The sequence below is a fragment of the Bacillus sp. FSL R9-9834 genome (assembly GCF_038006905.1).
Taxonomy (GTDB): Bacteria; Bacillota; Bacilli; order Bacillales; family Bacillaceae_G; genus Bacillus_A; species Bacillus_A pacificus.
Genome location: NZ_JBBOWD010000001.1, coordinates 192,886 through 210,314, shown reverse-complemented (window position 1 = coordinate 210,314; position 17,429 = coordinate 192,886). Strand labels below are relative to the sequence as shown.

The 17,429-nt window shown below is 34.6% G+C and carries 20 protein-coding genes and 1 riboswitch; of the genes, 10 read left to right on the top strand and 10 right to left on the bottom strand.

Annotation, left to right across the window (positions count from 1 at the left end):
• Positions 1 to 82: 82 nt before the first annotated feature.
• The 5 genes from MKY00_RS01210 to MKY00_RS01190 all read right to left on the bottom strand — a co-directional run bounded on the left by MKY00_RS01210 (position 83) and on the right by MKY00_RS01190 (position 4,498).
• The gene (locus tag MKY00_RS01210; protein ID WP_016716283.1) at positions 83 to 847 is read right to left on the bottom strand and encodes a TatD family hydrolase; all 765 of its coding nucleotides are present in this window, start codon (positions 845 to 847) and stop codon (positions 83 to 85) included.
• Positions 848 to 1,591: 744 nt separating this feature from the next.
• The gene (locus MKY00_RS01205) at positions 1,592 to 1,948 is read right to left on the bottom strand and encodes a YxeA family protein (RefSeq protein WP_000728419.1); all 357 of its coding nucleotides are present in this window, start codon (positions 1,946 to 1,948) and stop codon (positions 1,592 to 1,594) included.
• Between the two features lie 139 nt (positions 1,949 to 2,087).
• Positions 2,088 to 2,924 (bottom strand): YitT family protein, encoded by an 837-nt coding sequence (locus MKY00_RS01200; RefSeq protein ID WP_000248047.1) that lies wholly within the window; start codon positions 2,922 to 2,924, stop codon positions 2,088 to 2,090.
• 118 nt (positions 2,925 to 3,042) lie between these two features.
• On the bottom strand, positions 3,043 to 3,372 hold the full coding sequence (locus tag MKY00_RS01195) for a PH domain-containing protein (protein ID WP_016716282.1): 330 nt from the start codon (positions 3,370 to 3,372) through the stop codon (positions 3,043 to 3,045).
• A 148-nt stretch (positions 3,373 to 3,520) separates the two neighbouring features.
• The gene (locus tag MKY00_RS01190; RefSeq protein WP_001273929.1) at positions 3,521 to 4,498 is read right to left on the bottom strand and encodes a LacI family DNA-binding transcriptional regulator; all 978 of its coding nucleotides are present in this window, start codon (positions 4,496 to 4,498) and stop codon (positions 3,521 to 3,523) included.
• 305 nt (positions 4,499 to 4,803) lie between these two features.
• Between MKY00_RS01190 and MKY00_RS01185 the strand changes: the two genes are divergently transcribed.
• Entirely contained in the window at positions 4,804 to 4,899 is a 96-nt protein-coding gene (locus MKY00_RS01185) for a DUF3948 family protein (protein WP_001060004.1), read from the top strand.
• 62 nt (positions 4,900 to 4,961) lie between these two features.
• Here MKY00_RS01185 and MKY00_RS01180 read toward each other — a convergent pair whose 3' ends face one another.
• Entirely contained in the window at positions 4,962 to 5,567 is a 606-nt protein-coding gene (locus MKY00_RS01180) for a lysophospholipid acyltransferase family protein (RefSeq protein WP_000277773.1), read from the bottom strand.
• 336 nt (positions 5,568 to 5,903) lie between these two features.
• On the opposite strand from MKY00_RS01180, the gene MKY00_RS01175 reads away from it, so the two are divergent.
• A complete protein-coding gene (locus tag MKY00_RS01175) occupies positions 5,904 to 5,999 on the top strand; it encodes a DUF3948 family protein (RefSeq protein ID WP_001060004.1) in 96 nt (31 codons plus the stop codon).
• A gap of 60 nt (positions 6,000 to 6,059) precedes the next feature.
• Here the strand turns inward: MKY00_RS01175 and MKY00_RS01170 are convergent, their stop codons facing one another.
• Complete coding sequence (locus MKY00_RS01170) at positions 6,060 to 6,200, bottom strand: YrzO family protein (RefSeq protein ID WP_000894067.1); 141 nt, start codon at positions 6,198 to 6,200, stop codon at positions 6,060 to 6,062.
• Between the two features lie 21 nt (positions 6,201 to 6,221).
• Entirely contained in the window at positions 6,222 to 7,190 is a 969-nt protein-coding gene (locus MKY00_RS01165) for a DMT family transporter (protein WP_016716280.1), read from the bottom strand.
• A 127-nt stretch (positions 7,191 to 7,317) separates the two neighbouring features.
• Here MKY00_RS01165 and MKY00_RS01160 point away from each other — a divergent pair, with 127 nt between their 5' ends.
• Together MKY00_RS01160 and MKY00_RS01155 are read left to right on the top strand one after the other, a co-directional pair.
• Complete coding sequence (locus MKY00_RS01160; protein ID WP_000423054.1) at positions 7,318 to 8,184, top strand: LysR family transcriptional regulator; 867 nt, start codon at positions 7,318 to 7,320, stop codon at positions 8,182 to 8,184.
• A gap of 255 nt (positions 8,185 to 8,439) precedes the next feature.
• A complete protein-coding gene (locus MKY00_RS01155) occupies positions 8,440 to 8,541 on the top strand; it encodes a DUF3948 family protein (protein ID WP_001060014.1) in 102 nt (33 codons plus the stop codon).
• Positions 8,542 to 8,756: 215 nt separating this feature from the next.
• Here MKY00_RS01155 and MKY00_RS01150 read toward each other — a convergent pair whose 3' ends face one another.
• The gene (locus MKY00_RS01150) at positions 8,757 to 9,704 is read right to left on the bottom strand and encodes a helix-turn-helix transcriptional regulator (protein ID WP_016716277.1); all 948 of its coding nucleotides are present in this window, start codon (positions 9,702 to 9,704) and stop codon (positions 8,757 to 8,759) included.
• Between the two features lie 134 nt (positions 9,705 to 9,838).
• On the opposite strand from MKY00_RS01150, the gene modA reads away from it, so the two are divergent.
• The 3 genes from modA to MKY00_RS01135 all read left to right on the top strand — a co-directional run bounded on the left by modA (position 9,839) and on the right by MKY00_RS01135 (position 12,478).
• The gene (modA, locus tag MKY00_RS01145) at positions 9,839 to 10,645 is read left to right on the top strand and encodes a molybdate ABC transporter substrate-binding protein (protein ID WP_016716276.1); all 807 of its coding nucleotides are present in this window, start codon (positions 9,839 to 9,841) and stop codon (positions 10,643 to 10,645) included.
• A gap of 5 nt (positions 10,646 to 10,650) precedes the next feature.
• Positions 10,651 to 11,325: a molybdate ABC transporter permease subunit gene (modB, locus tag MKY00_RS01140; protein ID WP_016716275.1), complete on the top strand. Its 675-nt coding sequence runs from the start codon at positions 10,651 to 10,653 to the stop codon at positions 11,323 to 11,325.
• Positions 11,326 to 11,626: 301 nt separating this feature from the next.
• Entirely contained in the window at positions 11,627 to 12,478 is an 852-nt protein-coding gene (locus MKY00_RS01135) for a GRP family sugar transporter (RefSeq protein WP_000353544.1), read from the top strand.
• Positions 12,479 to 12,545: 67 nt separating this feature from the next.
• Here the strand turns inward: MKY00_RS01135 and pnuC are convergent, their stop codons facing one another.
• Positions 12,546 to 13,196 (bottom strand): nicotinamide riboside transporter PnuC, encoded by a 651-nt coding sequence (gene pnuC, locus MKY00_RS01130; RefSeq protein WP_016716274.1) that lies wholly within the window; start codon positions 13,194 to 13,196, stop codon positions 12,546 to 12,548.
• A 187-nt stretch (positions 13,197 to 13,383) separates the two neighbouring features.
• Between pnuC and proC the strand changes: the two genes are divergently transcribed.
• The 3 genes from proC (at position 13,384) to MKY00_RS01115 (ending at position 17,054) form a co-directional block, all read left to right on the top strand.
• Entirely contained in the window at positions 13,384 to 14,187 is an 804-nt protein-coding gene (proC, locus tag MKY00_RS01125; protein ID WP_016716273.1) for a pyrroline-5-carboxylate reductase, read from the top strand.
• Between the two features lies 1 nt (position 14,188).
• Entirely contained in the window at positions 14,189 to 15,022 is an 834-nt protein-coding gene (locus MKY00_RS01120; RefSeq protein ID WP_000060176.1) for an aldo/keto reductase, read from the top strand.
• Between the two features lie 151 nt (positions 15,023 to 15,173).
• Positions 15,174 to 15,281, top strand: a riboswitch (SAM riboswitch).
• Positions 15,282 to 15,413: 132 nt separating this feature from the next.
• Positions 15,414 to 17,054: a peptide ABC transporter substrate-binding protein gene (locus MKY00_RS01115; RefSeq protein WP_016716272.1), complete on the top strand. Its 1,641-nt coding sequence runs from the start codon at positions 15,414 to 15,416 to the stop codon at positions 17,052 to 17,054.
• The last annotated feature ends 375 nt before the right edge of the window (positions 17,055 to 17,429 follow it).

The following is a 17,429-nucleotide window of genomic DNA, read 5'->3' as shown; positions in this document are numbered from 1 at the left end:
TATTATTAATAACCCATTGATTATTTTCATAAATAAATTCAACTTCTATTTCTCTATAATAAGAAGGGCTAAAATAACACTTCTATCCTTTCAAATAAAATTGAATCGTATTTTCATATATCGTTTCTGCAACCTTATCAACAGACATGTTTTTTATAACACTAATTTCCTTTAGTACCTCTCTAATCATTCCCGGATGCGTCATAACATCGTCTTGAAACTCCCACGGTCCATCTGTTTCTACCATCATATATTCAAGAGGATAATACGAAACAATTTTTCTAATCTTATCCTTATGTAAAACATCTGGTGTAATAGAAATATAATAACCGTTCCTCATCATACGTTTCATTGTTGTTTCACTTCCTTTAAACCAGTGAAAGTGTGCACGCGAAACTTTATATTTCTCCAATAAATCACATACAATATCAGCATCTTCATACACTGCATGCAATATAATTGGTAAATCATATTTACTAGCTAGTTCAACAAACCGTTGTAACACTGATATATACGAATTGACAGCAATGCGCTCATCTTCTTTTCTTAAATAATACGGTAAGCCAACTTCACCAATCGCAACTATATCCTCTACATGCTCTTCAATTAATTTATAAATTTTCTCACATTCTTCTTTATGAATCGGTTGCTCCGGATGAAAACCTATTGCTGGATGTACAAAAGGATATCGCTTTGCTAAGGATAAAGTTTCTTTACTTGATTGATAATTCATAGATACTGCAATAAGCCCCTTTATCTCTTTACTATGCTCCACATCTTTAAGTAATTTACTTTTCTCTTCATCCTTATATTGGTCAACATGTATATGACTATCAATCCACTTCACCTTTATTCCCCCATAAAAAAAACAAGAAAGGATCTCCCTTCTTGTTTTGTCATCTATATTATTTAACAATTAAGTTTGTTATGATATCAAATAATCCAATACATACTACAGCAACAGTAAAGTAGCTACAGAAATCTTTAATTGGAAACTTCACTACTTCTTCTTTACGCATCCCACTCTTCTCCCTTCTTACTATATCCCTAATTATTTTTATCTATTTGTATCTATTATGCAAAAAATATGACAAATTTACTATCGAATTAACTTACGTAAACCTTACAATGTTGTAAGGTTTATAAAAAGGGCCTCATCTCCATACAGATGAGGCTATTAAAAAGTAGTTGGTTTTTCATTCTTCATTCATATTACAAACAGAAAGTAATACAGTGAGACTTTCTAATTACACTATATAAAATTCACTATCTTTTAACCATCGAATTACATTACAGAAGACTTACATGTTTGTAAGCTATGTGTAATGTAATTCGATAGTTTCTCTTACTGACATCTCGTACAATAAAGTTAGCAAGTAAGCCAAATAAGAAGAACACTCACATAACCAAATTACATTGCTAGTAGCTACTCTTCTTATACCTTTCACTCATGCTACTACAATGTACCCCCTTCCCCTTTATATATTAAAAAAGCCTTAGTCCATATGGACCAAGGCTTTTTTTGCACACATCAAAATACCCCTACCTAGTATTTTTATTTTCGACAAAAAATAGGTGGGGGTATAATTCGCTATCTCATCGCTAAAAGTTTACTCTTTGCATTAATGGGAATATTTACAGCTTCAATTTCTTCAATTGACTCGCCATAGCGTCCTTTTGCGTACACTTTTAATGTTTCATCTCTCTTTAACATATGCTTAACAGTCTTCTTTATTTTTTGTTCTCTTCCACGTTCGTCAAATGCAATAAATTCATATTCATACCACTCATCGCCAATATGCTGACCAATTGTATTCACAACCGTATAGTATTCTTTCGTCTTATAAAATGGATTATATTTATCGATAACCGGTCCAAGTTTCGTAGGTAGTAACATTATTACTATGACTATCATCGCTATTATAGTAGTGATCATTTTTTTCTTCATAATAAACATTCCTCCTCTGCAGGATATATATACATCCATTTTAAAAAGAAGGAATACAATCTACTATTGAATCTCATTACATTACACTTACATTTTTGTAAGAATTAAAAAAAGGTGAACGAATTTACTCGTTCACCTTTTAGCTCGCTTTAAAGCCTCCGCCAAGTACATCACGTACATCATGGATAACGACGAAAGCATCGTCATCTACTCGACTAATAACTTGCTTTAACTTAACAAGCTCTTGTTTATTAATAACAACATATAAAACTTCTTTATTTTTACCAGTATATCCGCCGCGCCCTTCTAATACAGTAACGCCGCGTGTCATGTTTTTCGTAATAGCCTCACGTATTAACTCTGGTTGATTTGAAATAATTGTAACAGCCGTTTTTGTGTCCATTCCTTCTACAATAAAATCAATTACTTTCGCTCCGATGAATACTGCAACAAGTGTGTACATCGCTTTTTCTTGCCCTATTATAAATACAGAACCAGCAATTACAACGATATCAATAATAAGTACACCTTTTCCGACACTCCAACCTAAATATTGATTTGCTAACCGTGCTAAAATTGCCGATCCCCCTGATGTACCTCCAGCTTTGAACATACAGCCTAATCCGATACCGACAAATACACCAGCAAATAGTGCCGCTAATAACGTATCACTATTTACATGGTACTCAATATGTTCCGTAACATATAAAAACAAAGATGTTTCTACAATCCCTAAAATTGTATAAACCATCGTTTTCTTATCAAAAAATTTATAACCAACAGCTAGTAAAATTGCATTTATAGCAAAATTCACAATCCCCGGCGACCAATCAAATAAATAGTACGTAACAACCGTTAAACCAATAATTCCACCCTCTGATAGACGGTTTGGAATTGCAAAGTAATTAATACCAATTGCGAATAATAATGAACCAATTGTAATTAGTGTTATTTCCTTTATACGTTGATTAACCATAGTTCATACCCTCCCCCCATTTGACATTGTATCACTATCTCCTAGAGGTTTAGAAGTTGTTTTTATTCAGCATTTTTCCTCATAAAGACCAGGATATTATGTTTAAACAGAGGGGTGATTAATTATTCACATTTGCTCTAACTATACGGACAAATTGCTCCACATTCCCCTTCTGAATATACTTAGCTCGGATGGTTTCATGATTACAAGTAAATTCAAAATACGGACGGAAATCTATGCTTTCTATATGCAAATATGAGTATTCTTTAAATGTTGAAGGATAGTAAGGAAATTTCCCGTAAAACAGGAGACGTCTAGTAGTCGCAACAAAAATCCCATGTTGATAACATAACGTGAAATGTTCCTTCTCAAAAACCCCCACCACAAAGGCTAAAACATTTTCGTCATTCCCTAAAAACTTTTTTATATTTAATAAAAGTTCATTCATGCATTTCCCTCCAAATACTATTCTTGAAAAGAATCCATGGATTGTTACAAACCGGTTTAACCCCTTTATAAAGTATGAAACGCGTTTCCTGTCAAAGGTATTTCAAAAAAATAATCCGTTATGCACTTATACACATAACGGATTAAAACTACACTGTAGATCGCTCCACAAGTTCATATGGAATTTCCACCTTTTCTTGTTTAGAACTCTCGTCACTTATTTGCCGATAAAACATTTCAAAAGCCGCTTTTCCTATTCCCTTCAAATTTTGATCAATGGTTGTAAGTTGTAACACTTGCGAAATAGGTTGGTTATCCAAACCAATAATCGCTAAATTCTCAGGAACTTGAATACCCAATTTCCCAACTTCCGTCATAACCCCAATCGCAACTTCATCTCCTGCTACTATTAATGCTTCAGGAAGATGCTGCATCTTCTTTAATTTATGAGCCACTCTCACACCATCTTCTAACGTAAAACATTCTGTGAAAATCCATTCTTCATTCACTTCTTCATCTATAGATTGCAATTGACGCTTATACACATCAAAACGCTTTTGACTACTCGGTCCTAGCTTTCTCCCCGTGCAATAACCAATTTTTTTATAACCTTTTTCAATAAGGTGATTCATTCCTAGCTGGAAAGCTGCCGAATGATTTGTATATACACTTGAGATATTTGAAATATCATTGTCTTCACAAGCAATGATTGTGCCGTACGAAGCATACGGTTCTATCATTTCCCAATCATTTGCACGCGAACAAATAATAAGGCCATCCAATTGTTTCGTTTTTAACATATGTAAACTTTTCATTTCTTCTTTTTTATTATAGTTTGTTTGGCAAAGTAGCACCCTGTAGTTATGAGTTAACGCTCCCTCCATCATTCCCCCTACCATTGCATCGAAGCTCGGGTGATTAATGTAAGGGAGAATTACACCAACAATATTCGTCTTTCCTTTTGATAAATGAACAGCATTTGCGTTTTGTGAGTAATTCAATTTCTCAACTATTTCTAAAACAACTCTCCTTTTTTCTTCACTTACGTATGGATGATCATTTAGCACCCTCGAAACAGTTGTAACTGAAACCCCAGCCATCTTGGCGATATCTTTAATATTAGCCATACACTCACCTCTACTTTTAAATTAATAAATTCCATGAACATATGTCAAACCTTCTCATCATTACACCTTCATTCGTTTTTCTTACAAAAGTGTAATTTTCCTGTAAGCTAATTCGATAGTTACTTCTTGCGATATTTCATACAATTAAGTCAGAAACAGGGCAACCATTATTCGAAAAGGAGCGGATCAATATGATGAACAAGATGAAAACGAACAATCTTTTAAATACAATGGGCATGGTATTTTCCGCTCTTATCGATGCAAAAGCTGTTGCTTCTACATTAAACAAGTAAGGAGAATATACGATGAACAACATTACTTTTAACAAATTAGATTTTTTAGGATTAGCTAGCGGCTCGATTCTTCTTACTACTTTGATTTACGCTGCTACGCTTGTATAACTTTGTGTCCCCTTTCCCCTTTATATAGAAGAAGACGACCGTCTATGCCCGGTCGTCTTTTCTTACTTTTGATTTGATTGCAAAGCTTCCTTTAGCTCCTCAAACCTCTCATTTAATTGATCTGTCATCATTTTCATAGCTGTTTTTCGATCTATTTGTTCTTCAGCATCAATTTGAATTGGGTCTCCAAAAATTAATTGTGCTCTTTTTCCTTTTATTAATTCTTTTACACTTGATGGACCAATATAAGCTGCCGGTATTAATGGAACGTTAGAACGCATCGCAATTGTCACAGCACCAGCTTTTAACGAAACGTCTTCTGTCGATCTTGTTCCACTCGGGAAAATCCCTACCACTTTTCCTTCTTTTAATAAGCGTGATGGAATTTTAAGTGTACTCGGTCCTGGATTTGCACGATCTACAGGGAATGCATTTACATTTTTAAAGAACCAATTTTTGAATTTCCCTTCAAATAATTCTTTTTTGGCCATGTAATGAATCTCTGTTGGGTACATCCCTGTAGCTAACATTAATACATCCATAAAACTTGTATGTGTACACGCAACAACATACGGGCCACCTTCTGGTAGCTTTTCTCTGCCTTGCACTTCTACTTTCCCAGCTGTTTTAAATATATATTTCAACAAAAATGTAATTGGTTTATACATTTGTTTCGTTCCTTTCTGAACATCCGAAGTATAATCATTTCCTTACCATAATTATAACACTAAGTTTTAGGAGTTGGTAATAATTTTAAGGTTTAAATATTAAATTTCAATTCTTACAAAAGTGTAATTATCTTGTAAGCTAATTCGATAGTTACTCTCCACCATTTTTCATACAATTAAATCAGAAAGAAACAACAACCATTCGAAAAGGAGCGGATCAATATGATGAACAAAATGAAAACGAACAATCTTTTACATACAATGGGCATGGTATTTTCCGCTCTTATCGATGCAAAAGCTGTTGCTTCTACATTAAACAAGTAAGGAGAATACATGATGAACAACATCACATTTAACAAGTTAGATTTTTTAGGATTAGCTAGCGGCTCGATTCTTCTTACTACTTTGATTTACGCTGCTACGCTTGTATAACTTTGTGTCCCCTTTCCCCTTTATATAGAAGAAGACGACCGTCTATGCCCGGTCGTCTTTTTAAATGTTTTTTTCTTTTAACTCTTTTAAAAGCTGTATCATTTCAGCTTGTTGTTTTATCTTCTTACGACCATTTCGATTAATTGCTGCAAGCTCACAAGCAACTCCAACGGCGAAGAAAAACAATAAACTTTCTAACATATGAAATCCTCCAATTGCCTATTAAACAGCTTGACGTAATTGCTCTTCTTGTAACATCTTCTTATTTATATTTTCTTCTTTTCTCTGACAAACATTATTGCGAATAAGCGCTGCAATAACAAATAAAGTTCCTACAATATCAAACATTGTGATTTGATATCCTTGCATCATCATAATAACTAAAGTCGTAATAGGTACAAAGTTAATAAATAAAATACCATTAATAGATGATAAAATTTTCACACCGTAATTCCAAGCAAGTAATGCTACAATGCCTGGTAATGTCATCATAAACAATAAATCATATTTCACGATAGAAATCGTTCCCATACTAGGGACTGAAACATATCCAAGTGCTGTAATAATTATCGTTATAATTCCTGTAACGGTCGTACCGAATACACACGTCAACGTAGAATAACGTAATGTCGACCAATCGCTACACGTTTGACCACCCATCGTATAAATAACCCAGCCCACAACTCCAACAAATATACATGCTAGTGAAAACATGTTATCTTTCAATGTTAAAAAGAAACTCATGTCGCCCTTTGTAATAACAAATACAGCCCCTACAAAAGCGATAATCATGCTCGTTATCATATATTTTTTCGGTTTTACATGCTTATATCCCCATAAAATACAAATAGAAATCATCGGCATAAGTGCTTCCATAATGGAGGCTACCATGACGCCTGATTTCCCCATTAACATTTGACCTAAAAATATAAGTACATTATATACAGTAAACGCCATCGTTCCGAAAAAGACGAGTAGCCTTCCTCTTCCTTCTAAACGAAATGCCTGTTTCCCTTCTTTCATTAACAACAATACAATCAGCATTATCGCCACCGCTCCATAGCGAATAAGAGAAAAATAAAACGGATCTATGTATTCTAACGCATGATCAGCAACTGGAAACATTGCTCCCCATGACATACTTGCAATTAAACACGTAAAAGCGCCTATTATCATTTGACCTTTTCTCACCACAATCCCCCGCTTCTTTCTATTTGCACAAAGAGAATTGTAAAAGAAAAAATATATCACGTAAAATGATTCAAAATGATGTTAACTATCATTTATAATGATAGTTAACATCAAGGAGGACAGTATCATGGAATTAAGAGACTTGCAAATCTTCCAGAGCGTTGCCGACCAAGGTAGTGTAAGTAGCGCAGCAAAGGAATTAAATTACGTACAATCAAATGTAACTGCACGTATTAAACAATTAGAAAACGAGCTGAAAACACCGCTCTTCTATCGTCATAAACGAGGTATGACTTTAACAGCTGAAGGAAGAAAAATGCTCGTTTATGTTAACAAAATTTTGCAAGATGTTGATGAGCTAAAACAAGTATTTTTAGATAGCGAGACACCCTCTGGCATATTAAAAATCGGTACAGTCGAAACAGTAAGTACATTACCTACCATTTTATCTTCTTACTATAAAAGCTATCCGAACGTCGATTTGTCATTACAAGCAGGTTTAACAGAAGAATTAATTAGAGAAGTACTCGATCATCAATTAGATGGCGCTTTTATATCAGGACCAATAAAACACCCACTTATTGAACAATACGATGTTAGTACAGAGAAATTAATGCTCGTAACTCAAAATAAAGCTTTTCATATAGAAGAATTTACAACAACGCCTCTACTCGTTTTTAACCAAGGTTGTGGATACCGTTCCAAACTAGAACGATGGCTGAAAGACGAAGGTTTGCTTCCAAAAAGAATTATGGAATTCAATATATTAGAGACAATATTAAACAGTGTTGCACTCGGCCTTGGAATTACACTCGTACCACAGTCTGCTGTCCACCATCTTTCTAAAGCAGGGAAAGTGCATTGCCATGCAATTCCTGAAAAATATGGTAGTATTTCAACAGTTTTCATACGCCGTAAAGATAGCTATATGACGAATTCAATGCGTAGCTTTTTAAAAACAATCGAAGAGCACCACCACATTAATATGCTTTAAAAGACATTCTTACACGAATGTCTTTTTTTCTTACAAAAGTGTAAGTCTTCCGTAAGCTAATTCGATAGTTGCAGGCGATCATATTTCCTATAATTAAGACATACAGCAGGGCAACAACAACTCGAAAAGGAGCGGATACGCATGATGGACAAAATGAAATCAAACAAATTTTTAAATACAATGGGCATGGTGCTATCCGCACTTGTCGATGCAAAAGCCGTTGCAACTACATTAAACAAATAAGGAGAGATTATAATGAACAACATTACATTTAACAAATCAGACTTTTTCGGACTTGCAAGTGGAGCGACTCTTCTTACAGCTTTCATTTACACACTTGCTCAAAGTCTTGTTTAACACTTTGTTTCCCCAAACCCCTTTATATAGAGAAAAAGCTGCTCGTCTTATAGACAAGCAGCTTTTTAGTTTGTCCCGCTTTAATGGGCAGTAAGACCCCCACCTCAAAATGCAGCGAAAGCAAAGAAGTTAGGTGGGGGTCGGGCTGCCCATTAAAGTCCGATTGGTTCAACTAATAATCAGTGGGGGATGAAGCCCCCTCACTGATTAAAGTTTCACTTTATTTCATATATAATTTGACCTGTTTTCGTCATATCATATCCGCCAATCGCCTTTAATTCATTATGAAATTCTTCCGATTGCAGAATGTCTTTCACAACTTCGATCAGCTCTTCATTTTCTTTATTCTTCAAAATCACTAAATCATACTGTTCTTTCATGATTGGAATAAAGTCTACATTTACAATTTGCGAAAACTTTTCTGACCCTACTCCGACGTCAGCTTTTCCATTCGCGACTTGCGTGGCAACACCAAGATGGTTCGATTCTTCCCACTCATATCCGCTAATACGTTCTTTATTTAACTTTTGAATGCGCAATTGTTCATCGACTAACACCCTAATACCAGAACCTTTTTCTCGATTTACAAATCGTATAGATGATTGAGATAAATCAGCCCATGTTTTTATATTTTTTGGATTTCCCTTTTGCACATAAAACCCAACGTTCCTTACTAATAAATTAATCATCGTACATGGTTGTCCTACTAAAATACGTTTTACGTAAGGAACATTATATGTACCCGTTTCGCCATCAAACAAATGCAAGCTAACGATACTTCCTTCTCCTTGATACATTTTTACTAGACTCGTTAAACTACCTTGATATGCCCTTAATATATTTGAACTTGGCAGGCGATTTTCTATACGTTTTGCCAACATGTCTAACGTTAGTTCTTGTCCGCTAATAATACATGTATTCGAGATACTATTACTGTCATTCTTTACAGGAGTAACTTGTACGTTACCTGTTTTCATTTGCTTAATATATTGTTCTAAATCTGCTGAATCAATGCGCATCTGTCTACCAATTCTATAAGAAGGCAGTTCTCCTTTTTTAATTAGATCGTATACAGTTAATTTTGATACTTTTAATCGCTTCGCTACTTCTTCCGTTGTGTAGGAATGATGATCCATAGACGATTCCTCACTTTCTTCCTTCATTGTAACAAAGAAAAGAATATTTCTCCTATATTTTAAGAGCAACCACATCTTTCAAATTATATTCAATTATAACTAGTTATATTTAGTTATAATTAGTTATAATTAAATATGTCAAAACGAAAGGGGATTTTCTTATGAACAAGTTTACATTACGATCCATAGGGGCGCTTATATTTTCTTTTCTTCTTATATTTAGCGTTGCATGTACAAACGGAGATAAGAAAGAGAAATCAACCGCTAAAGAAGAAAAAACAGTTGAACTTACTATATCCGCAGCTGCAAGCTTACAAGATGCATTAAAAGAAATTGAAACAAAATATAAAGAAAAAGAACCTAATATTAAACTTTCTTTTAATTTCGGTGCTTCTGGTGCACTTCAACAACAAATCGAACAGGGCGCACCCGCTGATTTATTCTTCTCAGCAGCAGAAGATAAATTCCAAACTCTTGTTAAAAAAGGATTCATTAATGAAAAGGAAGGGAAAAATCTTCTTGGAAATGAACTAGTTCTAGTCATCCCTAAAGATAGTTCTCTTACAAAATTTCAAGATTTAAAAGATGAGAAAATCAAAAAAATTGCACTTGGTACACCTGAATCTGTACCTGCTGGCAAATATGCAAAAGCTTCTCTAACACACGAAAACCTTTGGAATGATGTTCAAAATAAAGTCGTATTTACAAAAGATGTTCGCCAAGTGTTAACATATGTAGAAACAGGGAATGTCGATGCTGGTATTGTATACAAAACAGATGCTCTTATTTCAGACAAAGTGAAGATTGGTGAGACAGCAGCTGCTACTTCTCATGAGCCAATTCACTATCCTTTAGGTGTTATAAAAGAATCTAAGCATAAGAAAGAGGCGACTTCATTTTATGAGTATTTGCAGTCAAAAGATGCACAATCTATCTTTAAGAAATATGGATTTACCGTCCTATCATAATTGCCATGAGCTTTGATACTATTTTATCACCAATCTTTCTATCTTTACGAGTAGCCGCATGTGCCACCATTATCGTTACCATTTTAGGAACGATAATCGGAAGAGCGCTAGCACGTTCCTCATGGAGATATAAAGTAATACTAGAAACGATTTTCTTATTACCAATGGTACTTCCGCCAACTGTAATCGGCTTTTTTCTCATTATTATTTTTGGAAATAACAGTCCCATTGGAATGTGGATAGAATCAATATTTCAGCAATCTATTATGTTCACATCTACTGCTGCAATCATTGCTTCTACAGTTGTTGCTTTTCCGCTTATGTATCAATCAGCAAAAACAGGATTTTCTATCGCGAATGTACAAATTGAAGAAAGTGCTCGTGACCTTGGTGCAAGTGAATATCAAGTTTTTCTACACGTCACACTTCCGCTTGCATTTCCTGCTTTACTAAGCGGAATGATTTTGAGCTTCGTTCGTGCGCTTGGTGAGTTTGGTGCTACACTCATGTTTGCCGGAAATATTCCTGGTAAAACACAGACTATCCCAACTGCAATTTACATGGCGATTGATGCAAGTAATATGCAACTCGCCTGGACACTTGTCGTTATCACTATTAGTATGTCCCTCCTATTTTTGCTATGTATTCAGCTTATTAATAAAAGAATTACTAACTCTTAAGGCAGCTCTTTTTGAAGCTGCTTTTTTATTTCTTAGGAAATAAAAATATACCATCGGGAAATAACTGAATTTTAACTTTTATTTAAATATACATTCTATTTGAATTTACTTTCTAAAATAGGCAATTTCCTGTTATTATATGGAGGTGTTTGAAAAAATGAAGAAATGAAAACGCATTTATATCGTGAATTCTTCATCCTGTTTTAGCGATCGGTAATCTTCTACTCTAGTAGTGGGGCATTACCGATCGTTAGAACGATATGTAATTATATTGGTATAGCAAAACGAAGGGAGTCTTGTAATGGACATTTTATTAGCGCTTCTTCCTGCAATTGCATGGGGAAACATCTTATTAGTAAGCGTAAAAATGGGCGGTGGTGCATATAGCCAAACGGTAGGTATGACAATCGGTGCTCTATTCTTCGCAACAATTATGTATGTATTTACTCAACCAGCTTTAACAATGACAATCTTGATTGTTGGTTTTATTTCAGGTTTATTCTGGGCTTTAGGACAAGTAAACCAATTAAAAACAGTTGAAAAACTAGGTGTTTCAACTACTGTAACAATTTCTACTGGTATGCAACTTGTTGCAACTTCTATCTTTGGGGTTATCGCTTTCCGCGAGTGGACTACTACTACAACGATCATTCTGGGAACGATTGCAATCCTATTAATCGTAGTTGGTGTTGTATTCACATCATTAGATGATAAAGAAAATGCTCAGCCACCAGGACAATTGAAAAAAGGACTTCTTACTTTAATTGTTTCTACTTTTGGCTATCTTGTATATGTAATTATTATTCGTTGGTATAACATCGATGGTTGGTCTGCTATTTTACCACAAGCAGTTGGTATGTTTGTTGGTGCGGTTGTACTGACATCTAAACATAAACCTTTTAACAAATATGCAATCCGTAATGCTTTATCTGGTTTACTATGGGGAACTGGAAACTTATTCTTACTTCTTTCACTACCACGTGTCGGAGTAGCAACAAGCTTCCCATTATCTCAAACTGGAATCGTTATCTCAACATTCGGTGCGATTGTCTTCTTAGGTGAAAAGAAAACAAAACGTCAATTGATCTTTATTGCACTAGGTAGTGTTTTAATTATTGGTGGCGCTGTATTGTTAGGTATGACAAAAGCATAAACTTATATTCTATTAATAAACCCCTGAAGCGTATGTGCTTCAGGGGTTTTCCAACTCTAATTATTTTCTAGATATAATTATTTGTATGTTTTTGTCCCTTATAATTGTTCTTCCACTCTAGTAAACCAGCTATACATATAAAGAGATTAATAACAGCTAATATTAGCATAACGTATAACCCGGAGGAAATATAAATTGAAATACTAACTACATTATATAAAATCCATAAATGCCAGTTTTCTAAGATTTTTCGACTTAGCATAAATTGAGCTACTAAGCCTAATACAGCATTTAAAGCATCTAAATATGGACTTGTTGATTCTAAATAATGAACTTGATAATAACCCCAACCAATCCATGCAGCTAAAATAAAGACTATATAGAAAATCCAACCTTTCAAATCTAAACGAACTGTTGCTTTTACCTCTTCTTCACCACTGCGTGCAATCCAATAATACCAACCATATACATTAAAGATAAATTGAAAGGCTGCCAATACTGCCATTGCATATAAACCTTGTGTAATAAAAATATATAGAAATACCGCAACAGTAATCATACCGAATAAAAAGTTGGATACTTTTTCTCTTGCTAATAGCCAAACATTGATAATTCCCATGACCGATGCAAAGATTTCAATATAGCTCGATTGAATATACAATCCAACCAATACACAAATAATACTAGTAATGAGTAAAAAGAGCGGACTTCTAATCATAATCATCTCTCCCCAGATGTGTAATAAATTCCCTATCACCAGTATAAGGAATCACTCTCCCTTTCACCATTAATTTCCTACTTTTCATTATCTATTCCATCTACAATAAGCCTTTTCTTTTTACAAAATTCTCTTAAAAATGGTATCGTTTTTTATAACATATCTCCACTAGAAAGGAATAGAGGATATGCTAACTAAACATCGAATTCTATTTATTGGTGCTGGTCGTATGGCAGAAGCTATATTTTCCGGATTACTGAAAACAAGCAAAGAATACATCGAAGAAATTATCGTTTCTAACCGAAGCAACGTAGAAAAGCTAGAACAATTACAAACGCGATATAATGTGTCTACTACAACAGATTGGAAGCAGCATGTTACATCTGTTGATACGATTGTTTTAGCAATGCCGCCTTCTGCACATGAAGGTTTATTAGCGGAATTATCTCCGTTACTATCGAGTCAACTTGTCGTAACGGTAGCTGCTGGCATTGGCCCATCTTATTTAGAAGAAAGACTTCCTAAAGGAACACCTGTTGCTTGGATTATGCCAAATACAGCTGCTGAAATCGGAAAGTCTATCTCCTTATATACAATGGGACAATCGGTAACCGAGATGCATCAGGAAACCTTGCAACTGCTTTTAAGAGGTATTGGTACTTCGCAACTTTGCACTGAGGAAGAAGTTCATCAGCTTACTGCAGTTACGGGAAGTGCACCGGCCTTCCTTTATTACTTTGCTGAAAGCTTAATTGAAGCAACAAAAAGTTATGGAGTTGATGAAGCGACTGCCAAACACCTTGTCATTCAAATGATTTCTGGCTCTGCCTCTATGCTCGAACGAACGCAAGATCCAGCTAACCTCCGCGAACAAGTAACAACACCAGGTGGTTCCACAGCTGAAGGTCTCAAAGCTTTATATGAATATAATTTTTCAGGGGCAATTCAAAAAGCAGTAGAAGCAACAAACAAAAAAGCTAGGGGGAAATAATATGAGTTTAACAAGTTTAAAAGACTATACAACATTACATAACGGTGTAAAAATGCCTTGGTTCGGCTTAGGTGTTTTTAAAGTAGAAGATGGTTCAGAAGTAATTGAGTCTGTGAAAGCAGCAATTAAAAATGGCTACCGCAGTATAGATACTGCAGCAATTTATCAAAATGAAGAAGGTGTTGGCCAAGCAATTCGTGAATCAGGTGTTTCACGTGAAGAATTATTTATTACATCAAAAGTATGGAATAGCGATCAAGGATATGAAACAACACTTCAAGCATTTGAAACTACATTAGAAAAATTAGGACTAGAGTATTTAGATTTATATTTAGTACATTGGCCTGTAAAAGGGAAATATACTGAATCATGGAAAGCGTTAGAAAAACTTTATAAAGACGGCCGTGTTCGTGCAATTGGCGTGAGTAATTTCCATATTCACCACTTACAAGACGTATTTGAAATTGCTGAAATTAAGCCAATGGTCAATCAAGTGGAATACCACCCACGTCTAGCACAAGAAGAGTTACACGCTTTCTGTAAAGAACATAATATCCAGCTTGAAGCTTGGTCACCATTAATGCAAGGACAACTATTAGATAATCCAACGTTGCAAGAAATTGCGACAAAATATAATAAATCAACTGCGCAAATTATTTTACGCTGGGATCTACAAAACGAAGTTGTAACAATCCCTAAATCTATTAAAGAACATCGCATTATTGAAAATGCAAACATCTTCGACTTTGAATTAAGTGCTGATGATATGAAAGCAATTCAAGCTTTAAATGAAGACCGTCGCGTTGGTCCAGATCCAGATAACTTTAACTTCTAGTAGAAAAGCCACTGCCATATGCAGTGGTTTTTTGTTAAAGAAAACTGAAAATTTAAACTATATTTCATTCAGTTGACACTTCATCATCCAAGGTGTAAGATTTTGAATTATCAAAGAAACACAAAAATTAATAAAGTTTATTCGTTTACTCATTGTATCAAGAGAGGTGGAGGGACTGGCCCTTTGAAACCTCGGCAGCAGGTTCATTTTTTGAATACTGTGCCACTTCCTGCAAGCTTTATAGCTTGAAAGATAGAATGAGGGACTTCGTTTATATACGGGTGCATAACTTGTACGTAAAAATCCCTCTTTCTCAATATGAAAAGAGGGATTTTTTATTTTTCATTTCCCTCATCATCATCCAAACTTAATTATTTAGGAGGAAAATCAAATGAAAAAAAAGTTTGTACCCGGTATTGCGTCAGTTGTAGGAGTAAGTATTTTATTAACTGGTTGCGGTAGTTATAAAAACGAAGCAAGCGGAGCAAATGCAAAAGACGAGGCACCTAGTAAACAGGTTTTAAACTTCTCTTCACCTACTGAAATACGAACAATGGATACAGCTCGTGCTACAGATACTGATTCTGGTCAAGTAATGAGAAACGTATTTGAAGGTTTGTATAACCTTGGTGAAGGTAATAAACCTGTCCCTGGTGTTGCAAAATCTCATGAAGTAAGTGGCGATAAAACGAAATACACATTCCACCTGCGAGATTCAAAATGGTCAAACGGCACTCCTGTTACAGCGAAAGATTTTGTCTTCGCTTGGCAAAGAGCTGTCGATCCAGCAACAGCCTCTGAATATGCATTTCTATTCTTTGATATTAAAAATGCAACAAAAATTAACAACAAAGAACTTCCAGCCGACCAACTTGGTGTAAAAGCAGTTGATGACCATACGTTTGAGGTAGAATTAGAACGCCCTGTTCCATATTTTATTAGCTTAACAGCGTTCCCAACATTTCTACCAATTAACGAGGAATTCTTTAAAAAACAAGGTGATAAGTACGCTTTAGAAGACAATACAATCTTGTACAACGGCGCTTTTACACTAAGCGATTGGAAGCATGAACAAAGCTTTAAATTCAAGAAAAACCCTACCTATTGGGATAAAGATACTGTCAAACTAGAGGAAATCAATTTTAACGTCGTAAAAGAAAAATCAACAGAAGTAAACCTATTCGAATCAAAACAATTAGACCGTATAAAATTAACATCCGACTTCGTTGATAAATATAAAAAAGATGCGAACTTTAAAGAACGCCCGAACGTAGGCGTACAATTTTTACGTATGAACCAACAAAACAAAGTACTACAAAACGTGTCTGCACGCCAAGCAATCGATCAAACAATTGATCGAAAATCCTTTGTAAATACGTTATTAAATGATGGCTCTACACCAACCTTTGGTCTCGTTCCAAAAAACTTTGCAAAAGGGCCTGATGGAAAAGACTTCCGTACTTTAAACGGAGATTTAACCAAAGTTGATACAAAATCTGCACAAGAGTTATGGAAAAAGGCGAAACAAGAGCTTGGTTCTGAAAAAATAACATTAGAATTATTAACAAGTGATGCTGACCTTGATAAGAAAACTGGTGAGTTCTTAAAAGGACAACTAGAAAAGAATTTAGATGGATTAACAGTAAATGTGAAACCACAACCACGTAAACAACAAGTTTCACTTTTATTAAAAGGTGACTATGAAATTGGTATTGACGGCTGGAGCCCTGACTTTGCTGATCCAATTACATTCCTTGAATTGTTTACAACGAATAACCCTTACAACTTGGATCATTACTCTAATAAGGAGTTCGATGAAACAATTGAAAAAGTGAAAACGACTTTAGCTGGTGATGAAAAAGCTCGCTGGGAAGCATTACTAGCATCTGAGAAAATATTATTTAAAGACTCAGTTATCGCTCCCCTTTACCAAAAAGGCGAATCTTATTTAGAACGTTCTTATGTGAAAGGAATTGTGCAAGTAGACTTTGCAGGCCAATTAAACTTCAAATGGGCACAAATTGAAAAATAAAAGGCAAGCTGAATTGAAGTTTTTCTATCTACAACAATTATTTTATTGAAAAAATGTATTAAAAGCGGATTCTCAATAAGAGAAAATCCGCTTTTTTAATATATTATTTTAAAAAATTAATACTCCACTTTTTATTATTGACATATAGTTCTTCTCAGTGTTAATATTCTAAATAATCAAAGAAACGAAATATTTCACCATCAAAATATAACGTCTCCTATGTTGAAACATATAACGATACATTATATTTCAACATGTATATACATATAGAACACCTGATTACCTACATATACATATTTATAATAGGTTTTCTCTTCTTCTATAAATACACTTCAAGACATGGACATTATGACGTTACGAACAACACATTTAGGG

Excerpts from the sequence above, each read along its gene's own strand:
- MKY00_RS01205 (WP_000728419.1), bottom strand. The coding sequence starts at position 1,948 with ATGAAGAAAAAAATGATCACTACTATAATAGCGATGATAGTCATAGTA.
- MKY00_RS01200 (WP_000248047.1), bottom strand. The coding sequence starts at position 2,924 with ATGGTTAATCAACGTATAAAGGAAATAACACTAATTACAATTGGTTCA.
- MKY00_RS01195 (WP_016716282.1), bottom strand. The coding sequence starts at position 3,372 with ATGAATGAACTTTTATTAAATATAAAAAAGTTTTTAGGGAATGACGAA.
- MKY00_RS01190 (WP_001273929.1), bottom strand. The coding sequence starts at position 4,498 with ATGGCTAATATTAAAGATATCGCCAAGATGGCTGGGGTTTCAGTTACA.
- MKY00_RS01185 (WP_001060004.1), top strand. The coding sequence starts at position 4,804 with ATGAACAACATTACTTTTAACAAATTAGATTTTTTAGGATTAGCTAGC.
- MKY00_RS01180 (WP_000277773.1), bottom strand. The coding sequence starts at position 5,567 with ATGTATAAACCAATTACATTTTTGTTGAAATATATATTTAAAACAGCT.
- MKY00_RS01175 (WP_001060004.1), top strand. The coding sequence starts at position 5,904 with ATGAACAACATCACATTTAACAAGTTAGATTTTTTAGGATTAGCTAGC.
- MKY00_RS01170 (WP_000894067.1), bottom strand. The coding sequence starts at position 6,200 with ATGTTAGAAAGTTTATTGTTTTTCTTCGCCGTTGGAGTTGCTTGTGAG.
- MKY00_RS01160 (WP_000423054.1), top strand. The coding sequence starts at position 7,318 with ATGGAATTAAGAGACTTGCAAATCTTCCAGAGCGTTGCCGACCAAGGT.
- MKY00_RS01155 (WP_001060014.1), top strand. The coding sequence starts at position 8,440 with ATGAACAACATTACATTTAACAAATCAGACTTTTTCGGACTTGCAAGT.
- MKY00_RS01150 (WP_016716277.1), bottom strand. The coding sequence starts at position 9,704 with ATGAAGGAAGAAAGTGAGGAATCGTCTATGGATCATCATTCCTACACA.
- modA (WP_016716276.1), top strand. The coding sequence starts at position 9,839 with ATGAACAAGTTTACATTACGATCCATAGGGGCGCTTATATTTTCTTTT.
- modB (WP_016716275.1), top strand. The coding sequence starts at position 10,651 with ATGAGCTTTGATACTATTTTATCACCAATCTTTCTATCTTTACGAGTA.
- MKY00_RS01135 (WP_000353544.1), top strand. The coding sequence starts at position 11,627 with ATGGACATTTTATTAGCGCTTCTTCCTGCAATTGCATGGGGAAACATC.
- pnuC (WP_016716274.1), bottom strand. The coding sequence starts at position 13,196 with ATGATTAGAAGTCCGCTCTTTTTACTCATTACTAGTATTATTTGTGTA.
- proC (WP_016716273.1), top strand. The coding sequence starts at position 13,384 with ATGCTAACTAAACATCGAATTCTATTTATTGGTGCTGGTCGTATGGCA.
- MKY00_RS01120 (WP_000060176.1), top strand. The coding sequence starts at position 14,189 with ATGAGTTTAACAAGTTTAAAAGACTATACAACATTACATAACGGTGTA.
- MKY00_RS01115 (WP_016716272.1), top strand. The coding sequence starts at position 15,414 with ATGAAAAAAAAGTTTGTACCCGGTATTGCGTCAGTTGTAGGAGTAAGT.